At 35.0% G+C, this 12781-nt stretch carries 8 protein-coding genes; 4 read left to right on the top strand and 4 right to left on the bottom strand.

Going from position 1 to position 12781, the window contains the following annotated elements; all coding sequences use genetic code 11:
• The first annotated feature begins 3 nt into the window (after window positions 1–3).
• Entirely contained in the window at window positions 4–1470 is a 1467-nt protein-coding gene (locus tag I130_RS07570) for a glutamate synthase subunit beta (RefSeq protein ID WP_034921049.1), read from the top strand.
• 208 nt (window positions 1471–1678) lie between these two features.
• Window positions 1679–2671, top strand: coding sequence for an aldose epimerase family protein (locus tag I130_RS07565; protein WP_034921046.1), 993 nt, complete (start codon window positions 1679–1681; stop codon window positions 2669–2671).
• Between the two features lie 64 nt (window positions 2672–2735).
• Here I130_RS07565 and I130_RS07560 read toward each other — a convergent pair whose 3' ends face one another.
• The 4 genes from I130_RS07560 to I130_RS07545 form a co-directional block, all read right to left on the bottom strand.
• Window positions 2736–4181: an alpha-amylase gene (locus tag I130_RS07560; protein ID WP_034921043.1), complete on the bottom strand. Its 1446-nt coding sequence runs from the start codon at window positions 4179–4181 to the stop codon at window positions 2736–2738.
• A 123-nt stretch (window positions 4182–4304) separates the two neighbouring features.
• On the bottom strand, window positions 4305–5462 hold the full coding sequence (locus I130_RS07555) for a SusF/SusE family outer membrane protein (protein WP_034921040.1): 1158 nt from the start codon (window positions 5460–5462) through the stop codon (window positions 4305–4307).
• Between the two features lie 15 nt (window positions 5463–5477).
• Window positions 5478–7103: a RagB/SusD family nutrient uptake outer membrane protein gene (locus I130_RS07550; RefSeq protein WP_034921037.1), complete on the bottom strand. Its 1626-nt coding sequence runs from the start codon at window positions 7101–7103 to the stop codon at window positions 5478–5480.
• A gap of 10 nt (window positions 7104–7113) precedes the next feature.
• Window positions 7114–10026 carry a SusC/RagA family TonB-linked outer membrane protein gene (locus tag I130_RS07545; RefSeq protein ID WP_034921036.1) on the bottom strand — a complete coding sequence of 971 codons (2913 nt, stop codon included), beginning with the start codon at window positions 10024–10026 and terminating at the stop codon, window positions 7114–7116.
• 218 nt (window positions 10027–10244) lie between these two features.
• On the opposite strand from I130_RS07545, the gene I130_RS07540 reads away from it, so the two are divergent.
• On the top strand, window positions 10245–11267 hold the full coding sequence (locus I130_RS07540) for a LacI family DNA-binding transcriptional regulator (RefSeq protein WP_034921033.1): 1023 nt from the start codon (window positions 10245–10247) through the stop codon (window positions 11265–11267).
• A gap of 133 nt (window positions 11268–11400) precedes the next feature.
• A partial coding sequence (locus tag I130_RS07535; protein ID WP_034921031.1) for an MFS transporter occupies window positions 11401–12781 on the top strand: 1381 nt, incomplete at its 3' end.

Below are 12781 nucleotides of genomic sequence, written 5' to 3'. Positions count from 1 at the left end.
AAAATGGGAAAGGTAACAGGATTCTTGGAATTCAAAAGAAAGACAGAAGATTACGCACCGGTTGAAAATAGACTTGATAATTATAATGAATTTACAGTAAAGCTAAAAGAATCTGAATTAGAAGATCAAGGCGCTAGATGTATGGATTGTGGTATTCCTTTTTGCCATAGTGGTTGTCCTTTAGGGAATCTTATCCCAGATTTTAATGATGCCGTTTACCAAGGAAAGTGGCAAAAAGCAGCTGAAATTTTACATGGCACTAATAATTTTCCAGAGTTTACAGGAAGGTTATGTCCTGCCCCATGTGAAGAAGCCTGTGTGCTTAATATCAATGAAGATCCGGTAACCATAGAAAATATAGAGAAGAACATTGCCGAAGAAGCTTTTAAAAATGGCTGGGTGAAACCTCAAATTCCGGAGCATAGAACTGATAAAAAAGTTGCAGTTATTGGTTCTGGACCGGCTGGATTAGCTGCAGCACAACAATTAAATAGAGCTGGGCATGAGGTAACTGTTTATGAAAGGGATGAGAAAATTGGAGGATTACTTCGTTATGGAATTCCAGATTTTAAAATGGAGAAAAATGTTATTGATCGAAGATTGGAAGTTTTAGAACAGGAAGGCATCAAATTTATTACAAATGCTCATGTAGGGAAAAATATTGCCATTGAAGAAGTGAAACTAAATCATGATGCAATTGTGCTTTGTGGAGGAGCCACAGTTAACAGACAATTGCCTATTAAAGGTGCGCATTTAAAAGGAGTACATCAAGCCATGGATTTTCTTGGACAAAATAATAGAAGAGTAGATGGACTAGAATTTTCTGGAAATGAAATTTCAGCTAAAGGAAAAAATGTAGTGGTAATTGGGGGAGGAGATACAGGAAGTGATTGTATTGGAACATCATTTAGACAAGGAGCAGAAAGTGTACTAAATTTTGAGATTTTGAAAAAGGCCTCGGTAGATCGTGCAGCAGATCAGCCTTGGCCTTATTGGCCGATGAAGCTTAAAACAACTTCTTCTCATGAAGAAGGTGCAGACAGGGAATGGAGTATTTCTACAAAAGAGTTTTTGGGGGATGCACAGGGAAATCTTATTGGCTTGATCACTACAGAGGTAGAATGGACACATAAATTAGGAGAAAGACCTCTGTTAGAAGAAATTCCTGGGACAGATAAACGATGGGATTGTGATCTCGCGTTGCTAGCCTTAGGTTTTACAGGGAGTGAAACAACTTTGGCGGAACAGCTTGGTTTAAAGATGGATGCTAGAACAAATATTCAGGCTTCTATTGAAGACTATAAAAGTAATGTGCCCGGAATTTTTGTAGCTGGAGATATGAGACGTGGTCAGTCATTGATAGTTTGGGCAATTTCAGAAGGGCGTCAAGCTGCTTATTATGTAGATGAATATTTAATGGGTTCTTCAGATCTGCCTCTTAAAGGAGAAGGAGATCTACCAAGAATTTAATTGCTCCTCTTCAGTGAAGATTTTAATTCTTCGGGATTTTTAATTTTAAAATAAATATTTCAATTAACCCTGAGTGAACTTTCACTTGGGGTTTTTTTAAGTAATATATAATGAAGTAGATAAGATTATAAAAGTGAAATGTTCAGAAATAAATAATTACGACCTTTGAAGTTCGTTTAAATTTTAACCGGACTTAACTATAATTTTCATGACTACAAACAATCTTCAAATATATAAACTTACAAATACAGCTGAAACTACTTTAGAAATTTTGAATTTAGGCGCTTCGGTCTTCAGCCTAAAAATAAATGATATAGAAGGAAATTTAATAAATATTGTAGTTGGCCCTGAAAAGAAAGAAGATTACATAACAGAAGAATATTTACAAGAAAACATGTGTTTTGGTGCCTCTATTGGTCGCTATGCAGGAAGAATTTCTGATGGTGAATTTAAATTAGATGAAACTAATTATAAGCTTTTTCAAAATGACGGGGTGCATTTACATGGAGGAATTAGAGGACTTCAACATAAAATATGGAATATGAATTCTCAAACATTTGGTGAAAATCCTTCTATGTCTCTTAGTTGTTTTTCTGAAGATGGAGAAGAGGGGTATCCTGGTAATTTAAAAGTTGAGGTTTGCTATACTCTTACTGAAGAGAATGAATTAAAAATAGAGTACACTGCAAAAAGTGACAAAAAAACCATAGTGAATCTTACCAATCATACATATTTCAATTTAAATGGAGAGGGGAGTGTTAGTGGTCATGAATTACAAATTAATGCAGCTAAAAATCTGGAAGTAGATGCTAAGTTAAGACCAATTGGAATTCTAAGAACCCTGAATTTAGAAACTGAAAAGAACTTTTCGGTTTCTAAAAAGATAGAAAATATTCAAGTAGATGATACTTTTGTTTTGGATAAATTAGATGAAACAGATGCAAGAGTTTACTCAGCAAAAACTAAGATAGAGCTTATTTTGAAAACCAATCAGCCAGCGGTGGTGATTTTTATTCCGAAGAATTTACCTCATCATTGGAATTACAATACAAGAGTTAGTAAGCAATTTCCATCTATTTGTTTAGAGGCACAAAATTATCCTGATGCTCCTAATCATTCAAATTTTCCTTCTGCAATTCTAAATGCAGGGGATACCTATACAAATAAGATCTCCTATAAATTCAATGTAGTTAAAGATTAATTCAACAAAAAAAAGCCCGAATGAGTTATCATCCGACCTTTTTTTTATTAAATAATTGAAACTCTTACTCCATAATAGAGTAGATACTATAAGAATTTGCTGGAGCTTCTATACTCACTACACCATCTCCTCCAGTAGTTGGAGAATATGAAGAATTATTTCCATAATCCATTAACTTTTTGGAGGTCCAATTAGTTACTATTTCACGTCTTTTAGTATTTCCGCTGGTGTTTATATATAATACTAAACCTGGATTATTTGTGCTTCCAGCTCTTCTCATTATATATTCATCATTGTCATTATAAAGCACTTCTACATCTCCAGTTGCTAAGGTGTTGTGCAATAAAATCATGTTTTTTATCTCCTCTTTAAAATCAGCATTTTCGTAATCTGAATAGAAAATTGTTGGATACCCATCGTGAGTTAAAATATAAGCATAGGCTTTCATCTTATTAGCCTCATCTATGCGGTTATCCTCGTTATCATCTTTTTCTGTATCATGATTGGCAACAAAAGTAACCGCCTTATCTGGATATGTTTTACGTAACATATCTTTTCCTAAATAAGTAAGATCATTATTTCTATCAAAAGCTTCCTCCATTTTATAAAAACATGCAAAATCAAACGCAGATGCTTCAGAAGCTTCTACCCATTCCTCAAGTACCGCACTATTTCCATCGTAATTCTCACCTACGGCAAAACCACCAATTTCATCTACCCAGGCTTTAACTACCCAAGGTTCAAATCCTTTTACATAATCAAATCTCCACCCGTCAAATCCCATTACATTTTTGTAATATTTGGCAACCGAATTCTCTTTTTTCCAAAACCACTGCTGCACATATTCTTGATCATGACACACATCTTGCTCTGAATAGAAAAGATCTCCTGCATCTCTCTCATGAATATCATTTGGATGGTAATCTTTATAACTTCTATTGAACATTCCAGAGGCATTCCCATGAGTTTCGTCAAATAAAGTATAGGTGTTCTTATTTCTGAAGGGATTAAATTCCTCACCACCTCCAGAATTATGATTAAGCACGATATCTGCTATCACTTCTAGATCTGCACTGTGTGCACTAGCTATTAAGGTTTCCAATTCTTCACGAGTTCCAAACCTGGTAGGAAGGGTGCCCTGTTGGAAATATTCACCAAAATCGAAATAATCTGAAGGATCGTATCCCATAGAATATCCACCGGATTGTCCTTTTGTGGCTACTGGTAACCAAATCTTGTTTACTCCGGCATCTGCCCATCCTGCAACTTTATCGTTAAGAATTTTCCACCATTCATGTCTTGGTTCTACATCCCAGTAAAAAGTCTGCATCATTACTCCAGAACCATTATCGTAGCTGGATAAATTTAAAGGTTTAGCTGTTACTTGTTCTGGTGTTTCTCCACCACCAACAACATCGTCTGTAGGATCTACAGGATCATTATCTGTAGAACATGATGTCCCGAATATCAAGACGGAAACGGCAGCACCAAATATTATTTTTTTTATCATTTGTAATTGTTTAAAATGAATAAAGCTGCCTAAGGATTATTAAGATTTAACTTAACTTCTAATAATTAGAAATAGGTTAAGCCTTAATCTTTAGACAGCTTTAGTGTAATTAAAATCTAAAATTTATTCAGTTACTACCGGAATAAAAGTATAACGTCCAGTAATATCATTAAACCAAACAGTATATGTTCCCGCTGAAGCCATGATATCATCACCATTTGCTATTCCGCTAGGGAAGTTCTCTCCACCTCCCCAATTAACATCCCAGGCTAGATTAGCTCTAAACTTTACTGGGCCATCTGTAAGAACAACATCATTTGCTTGCCAGATATGTTTATCAAAATCTGAATTAGTCATTTTGATATCTGGAGTTGGATTATCGTCACTTGGCCATCCTACAGAAGTTCCGGCTCCGACGATACCTACAACATCATAAGTAGCAGCTGCGCTAGCATCAAAAGCGGTAAAAGAGTAAGTAAACGCTTCTCTGTTAACGGTTAAAGAATAGTATTGGTCTGAATCTACAGCAAATGCAGAAGGATCATTTCCTAAAATAGCTTTGCTTGTAAAAGAATCTCCATCTACACCCCATTGAGAATCCCAATCACCTAATGTTTCAAGCAATTTAAATCCTTCTATTTCATCTCCACCAGCAAATCTTCCAGTATAGTAATAGATATTCTCATTTGTTGCATCTCTAAATAATGGAGTGTTATTATTATCGTTGCTCCATCCTGCAGCAGTTGCATCTCCAACTAAATAGAATTCTTTAAAAGAAGGACCTTCTTCTAAAGATGCCTCAGGTAAAATTACTGCAAGAGATAAAACTTCTGAAGATTGTTCTACAACATTTCCGGTATCACTACCAGCATAAGCTCTAACTTTAAAATATAGATTACCTGTGTTAGGAAGGTCTGTTTCAGGGTCATTATCTAAACCTGCCTCTGCAGCAAGGTCTAACATAGAAGCTACAGTTACAGAAAGATTAGTTGCAGTAACATCTCCTAAAACTGAATAACTTTCGAATGATTCTGAAGCAGAACCTTGAAGCTCATAATTAATAGGTGTCTGAACATCAAAATCTACCGCATTCCATACAAATCTCTCCGCTAAATTATCGGCATTCGCGGCTTTAAGCGTATAAACTTCTAATGTAGAGTTTGTAAACGAGATTCCTTCTGGATCTGGTGTAGCGGTAAATGTAAATTCATCGTCCTCTGAACACGCATTTAAGCTAATGATTGCGATAAACGCTATGAATAAGTTTGTTATTTTTTTCATTGTGTTTTTTATTTATTAGTAGCCAGGATTTTGCTGAAGATTAGTATTAATTAAAATTATATTGCTTGGTAGAGGGAATAATGCTCTAAATGATTCTACAGACGTTCCAGATTTTGCACCGCCTTTAAAAGGCCATAGGTAGTTACCAGATGTAAAATCATTAAAACGTATAAGATCTGTTCTTCTTTGACCTTCCCAATAAAGTTCTCTTGCTCTTTCATCTATGATGAAATCTAGTGTAAGATCACCACTGTTGATGTTTCCGGTATTATCACCAAAAGCTCTTTCTCTTAGCTCATTAATATAACCCACGGCAGTCTGCTGATCACCGCCAGAACCACCTCTTAAAACAGCTTCTGCATAAGTAAGATAAATTTCGGCCAAACGTATTAAAGGAAGATCTGTATCTACAAAATCTCCACCAGCATCACTTCCTTGTTCTCCATTAGATTTTATATTCTTGAACTTTGTTACGGCATAACCATCTGTAAATGTATTTGCAATTTTATTGATCTCTAAATTTTGACCATCACTATGAAACATTGCTCTTCCATCTGCCCAAGATGTTGGATTTTCATCATCGTCCTTAGCTGTAACTGCATAATCAAATTTGTTTACCAAAGCTTTTGTAGTTCTAAGACCTTCCCATCCACCATTTACACCAAAATCGGAAGGTTTCATAGTACCTCCAATAGATGCGTGAACAAGGAAAGTAGTTCCTCCGTAGGTTCTAGATTGATCTCCATCAAAATTTATTGCGAAAATAAATTCTTTTTGAGCTCCATTCGTATTGTTATCTGCAAGGAACAATTCGTCATATGCCGAACCATTTCCATTAGCGTCTGTAGTATTAATAGAATAACTAGAGTTTATTGCTTTTGATGCAAATGTAACCGACTCGGAATAACGAGGCTCTCCTATATAAACTTCAGCATTAAGATAAAGTTTAGATAATAGTGCCCAAGCAGCCACTTTATCTACACGACCATACTCATTTGATCCACTATCTTTCAATAGATCCTGAATTTCCAGAAGTTCAGACTCTACATAGTTAAAAACATCTGTACGACTAGACTGAGTTGGTAAATCTGTAGAAACTTTGTCTACTAAAGGAACATTTGCATATAGATCTACTAAGTTGTAGTAAGCAAAAGCTCTTAAGAATCTAGCTTCAGCGATGTAAGCATTAACTTCAGCATTATCATTTAATGATTCTGCATTAGAGATAAATGAGTTGCAAAATGAAACTTCTTGAGCTAAACGATAATACATTGCTGTAGTAAAGTCATTACTTGCTCCCCAACTCATTGCATGTAAATTTGGAAGACCTGGGTCACCCCAACCAACAACTGCATTGTCTGTAGTAAGTTCGTTTAAGCTGAATAACATTCTAGAATATTGAGAAGTTCCTTCATCAATTCCAGAAATATCAGCTTGACCAGATGGACCTTCCTGTCCTGTTAGGGCCAAACTAGCATATAATTTAGCTAAAGCTCCTTTAGCTTCTTCAGCATTCACAAACACATCAGCTTCAGTAAAACTATCTGGATCTATAGGTGTTTGATCTAGATCGGCATGACACGACACTATTATAAGTGCCGGAATGATTAATATTAATCTTTTTATATAATTCATTTTCATATTTCTATTATTAGAAGTTCAGATTTACACCAACAGTAAAGGTTCTAGGTCTAGGGTAGAAACTATTATCAATACCTCCACCTATTTCAGGGTCAAGTCCTTCGTAATCTGTAATGGTCAATACATTTTGTACAGATCCATACACTCTAAGATTTGAGTCTTCAGAGATATTTGCAAAAGTGTGTCCTAAAGTTATATTGTCCAATTTAAAGAATGATGCATCCTGCACGTAGTAGTCACTTTGAAGATTAGTTTCTGTAATTGTTTGGAAACCGGCATTAAAATAATCTGTATGTAAGTTAGTAAGGATGCTATTAGCAGTGGCTCTATCTTCATGCGCTTTACTGGATGCCATGTTATTATAAGCGTAGTTACCTAAATTAGCTCTAGAGACTATCGCTAAATCCCATCCCTTAAAGTTAACATTAGTATTTAATCCCATTATAATATCTGCATAAGGATCTTTGTATAGGTATTTATCCAGCTCGTTAATTTGGTTATCACCATTTCTATCTACATAAGCTCCTTCTACTGGTCTTCCAGCTTCATTGTAAACTTGTTTGTAAACCCAGTAACTAAGTGGAGAATAACCTTCTTTATGAAGCTGTACATTGTTACCAGTACCACCATTAATACCACCTTTTTCAACTTGAACTGGAAGGTTTGTTATTTCATTTTTATTGTATGAAATATTATAACCAATACTCCATTTTAAATTATCTGATTGTACAGGTACTACGTTAATTTCAAACTCTATTCCTTTATTCTCCATATCACCAATATTCTTATCAATTCCGTTAGAGAAATTGGTAAAAGGATCTATAGTTACAAAGCTAATAAGGTCTTCAGTTTTCTTAAGATAAGCATTAACAGAACCAGAAACTCTACTATTAAAAAGAGAGTAGTCTATCCCGACATTTAAAGTTTTACCAATTTCCCATCTTAAATCCTCATTAATTCCTTCTGGACGGTAGGTTTGAAAATATCCAGATCCAAATTGATAATTAGCATTAGATCTACTACCTGTGTATCTAGTTAAGAAATTATAATCTCCCAATCCGTTAACGTTTCCAATCTCTCCATACCCAACTCTCAATTTTAACTGGTCTATTGTGTTAGAATTAAAGAAATCTTCATTAAAAACATTCCAAGCTACTGCAAATGATGGGAAATATCCCCAACGATCGTTTGGGTTTAATTTTGAGGATGCATCTGCTCTAAGGGTTGCAGTTACTAAATATCTGTCATCAAAATTATAATTAGCTCTCCCGAAGTAAGAAAGTAACGTGCTTCTCCATTTATTTATGAATTCAAAATCATTACCATCTTCTTGAGCTTCGCTATCAAAGCTGTACTCATCATTTTCAAATTTCTGGTAAGAGTATCCTGCAACTGCCGAAATTGAATGTTGATTTATGTCTTTAGAATAGGTTGCATAGGCATCGAATAACTGATTCGTCGCGTTATTAACGTAATTTGAATAAGAACCATTCCAGTCTAAAGAGGAAGAAGGCATTTGGTCTGACACTATATTTCTACCGTGACTATTTGATTTATCATATCCAATATTTACTGTTGCGGTTAGGTCTGGAAAGAAATGCAATTTGTAATCTACTTTAGCATTTCCAATTAATCTTCTAACTTCTGCAGTATCATCTTTAAGATTAATCAATGCAACTGGGTTGGTTGGAGCTAAATTATTTTGAACTCCTTCATTATTTAACCAGGTAAAATAACCTCCATAAGGAGAGTTAGCATCAAAAATAGACTGAGTTGGATCAAAATCTACTGAGCTTCCAATGGCATCTCTATTTGCGAAAGTATTTTCAGTATACATTCCACGACCATTTACTTCTACTTTAATATGACCATCTAAAAAAGTTGGACGTAAACTCACAGATGCAGTAGTTCTAGAGAAGTTGTCTCCTTGTAGAATACCATCTTGATCTGTATAACCTATACTGGCTCTTGTTGGCATAAAACCTCCAATGTTACCCATCGTGCTTAAATCATGATTGTAACCAATTGCTTCTTTATAAATTTCTTTCTGCCAGTTCGTGCTACTTGTACCAAGTTTTTCTATAGCCTCTGGAGTTCCAACTTCATTGATTAAGGTTTTAAACTGCTCACTATCTAAAACGTCTACATAATCTGTTGGACGAAAAATACTGGTAGATCCAGAATAGTTAAATGAAAATTCTTGTCCGGTTCCTCTTTTAGTAGTGATCAAGATCACTCCGTTTGCAGCTCTAGCACCGTAAATGGCTGTAGAAGACGCATCTTTTAAAACGGTCATGGTTTCAATATCATTTGGATTAATGAAATCTAGAGCATTTCTTGATCCTCCTACATTAAGATCACTTATCGGAACTCCATCAACAACTATTAAAGGAGAACTATTTAAAGATAAAGATCCCTGACCACGAATTACAATATTTTGACCTTCACCAGGTGCACCACCTCCAGAGGTAACATTAACTCCGGCAATCTTACCGGTTATTAATTCCCCGGCGGTACTTATTTGACCTTTGTTAAATTCTTCGGTAGAAACTTGGTTCACTGCACCAGTTGCATCCTTTTTTCTAACAGATCCATATCCAATAACTACTATTTCCTCTAAAGCATTCTGGCTTTCCTCAAATAGAATATCTAAAGTTGCTTGACCAGAATAGATTACTTCTTTGGTATTAAATCCTAAAAAGGAGAATACTAAAACGTTTTCGTTCTCAAGCTTAGTTAAAGTGTAATTACCATCAAAATCGGTAATTGTTCCATTACTTGTACCCTTTACTATAATATTTACCCCAGGAACCGGTAATCCGGTAGCGCTTTCAGTAACAGTACCGCTTAAGCTTTGTTGGGCAAAAAAGCTCATCGGTAGCATTAACAGCAGAATCAACGAACTTTTAAAAAATTTTTCCATAAATAATTTTGATTAATTTGAATAAAATTTAACTGTATATTTTCACTTCCTGAGGTTAAATGTATGTAAACTAAAAGTTAATTTCTTGCGCATTTGCCTTACGGACACTACGAAAACGTTTTCGTGTTGACAACTTTCGTATTTAATTCTTATAAGCGTTTTTTTGTAATTTTGTTGTAGCTTACAACAAACTACTTACTGCCTACTTTTAATATCCTATGAAGAAAAGATTAACCCTTAAATTGATAGCTAAAGAATTAGATGTTTCTGTTTCTACTGTATCTAAAGCTTTGCGTGATAGTGCTGAAATTAGTGAAGACACTCGTCAAAAAATAAAAGCCTTCGCTAAGCTATATAATTACAAGCCTAACAATATTGCTCTTAGTCTAAAGAACAGAAAATCCAAGACTATTGGTGTAATCATTCCAGAGATCGTTCATCATTACTTTACAACCGTGATAAGCGGAATAGAAAAGGTGGCTAACGAAAAGGGTTATCATGTAATAATATGTACCTCCAACAACTCTTTTGATAAAGAAGTAATAAATATGGAGATCTTGGCGAATGGAAGTACAGATGGGTTCATTCTTTCAGTAGCTAAGGAGACTCAGCAAAAAAGAGATTATCATCATTTAACAGAGGTGATAGAACAGGGGATGCCTTTGGTGATGTTTGATAGGGTTATAGAAGAGATTAATTGCGATAAGGTAATTATTGATGATACTTTGGGTGCAAAAAAAGCAGTGCAACATTTAATAAATATAGGTTGTAAAAACATAGGGCTAATAAGTACCATAGATTATGTAAGTGTTGGAAAACTTAGAACTCAAGGGTATTTAGAAGCATTATCTGAAAATAATATAGAGTTAAATGAATCCTTGATCTTAAAAGTGGATGATTTTGACCAAAGTGAAATAGAAATAAGCAAATTTTTAAGTGATAAAGCTATGGATGCGGTCTTTGCCGTGAATGAGCATTTTGCGATTTACGCAATTAAAGCTTTTAAAGAACAAGGCTTAGATGTGCCAAAGGATGTTTCTGTAATCGCCTTTACAGATGGAGAACTTTCAAAAAGATTTATCCCAAGTTTAACCACTATAAATCAGCATGGAGAAGAGATGGGCGCACAGGCAGCCCGCTTGCTTATTAGAAAATTAGAGAACGATGAATCTGAGGATGAGCCCTTTGAAACGATAATTATTGAAACCGGTTTAGTAGAGCGTAATTCTACAAAACGATAATTTCTCTTTGAGCATTTAAAATTTTATATATCTTTACCAACTTATAATTTTAGTCAAAACTGATATTTTCACTTCCGTAAATACGTTTTGACGAGTCATAGTGCTTGTCGTAGTAGAAATTTAATCTTACGATATGCAAAAACGCAATCTTAGTTTCTGGGAGATCTGGAACATGAGTTTTGGATTCTTAGGAATTCAATTTGGATTTGCTTTACAAAATGCTAATACCTCGAGGATCTTTGAAACTCTTGGAGCACAAGTAGAGGATATTCCAATTCTATGGATAGCTGCCCCAGTTACTGGACTAGTAGTTCAGCCAATAATAGGTTATTTTAGTGATAGAACCTGGACAAAACTAGGACGAAGACGGCCCTACTTTTTAATAGGAGCTATTCTTTCCTCTTTAGCCTTATTCATTATGCCTAATTCGCCTACTCTTTGGGTGGCAGCAGGAACTTTATGGATCATGGATGCATCCATTAATATTTCTATGGAACCTTTTAGGGCATTCGTTGGAGATAATCTTCCAGAAAGGCAACGCACCTTAGGCTTCTCAATGCAAAGTTTTTTTATTGGAATTGGCGCCGTTGTTGGTTCATTATTACCCTATATGTTTACCAACTGGTTTGGAGTTAGCAATACTGCAGCAGAAGGAGTTATTCCCGACTCTGTAAAATGGTCGTTCTATGTTGGTGGTGTGGTTTTCTTACTAGCAGTTCTCTGGACAGTTTTTAAGTCTAAAGAATACTCACCAGCAGAATTAGCTGCTTTTGATAAGGCAGATAAAGAAATTTCAAGAGTAAATGACGAGATTGTAGACAAACAAAAAAACATTAAATCTCAATTTACTGCTGGTATTAGTATGGCTGCAGTTGGAGCCTTGTTCGCTGGAATTATCTTTTTTAGGGATTTAACGAAAGAGTTATATATACTTTTTATAGGTCTATTAGTCGCAGGTGTACTTTTTATAATAGTATCTCAATTACGAAAACAGCAAGTTCGTAATGGTTTTACCATAATAATTACAGATATGCTTAACATGCCTAGGGCAATGAAGCAACTAGCATGGGTTCAATTTTTCTCCTGGTTCGCATTATTTTCTATGTGGATCTATACAACTCAAGCAGTAACAGGACATGTATTTGGAACATCAGACACTACTTCTGTACTTTATAATGATGCAGCAGATTGGGTAACGGTGATGTTTACTGTATATAATGGGGTTGCAGCAGCAGTTGCATTTCTATTACCAGTACTGGCGAGAAGAACAAGTAACAAATTCACCCATTTATTAGCACTTTGCGCTGGAGGAATTGGATTAATATCTATTTATTTTCTTTCAGATAAAACAGGATTATTATTAGCAATGGTAGGAGTAGGGATCGCTTGGGCGAGTATTCTATCTATTCCTTATGCTATGTTATCAGGTTCATTACCTTCTAATAAAATGGGATATTATATGGGAGTTTTTAATTTCTTTATAGTGATCCCTCAAATTGTGGCAGCCACAATTT

The organism is Gillisia sp. CAL575 (assembly GCF_000403785.1).
In the GTDB taxonomy this organism is placed as follows: domain Bacteria; phylum Bacteroidota; class Bacteroidia; order Flavobacteriales; family Flavobacteriaceae; genus Gillisia.
This window is presented reverse-complemented; position numbering and strand designations above follow the sequence as displayed.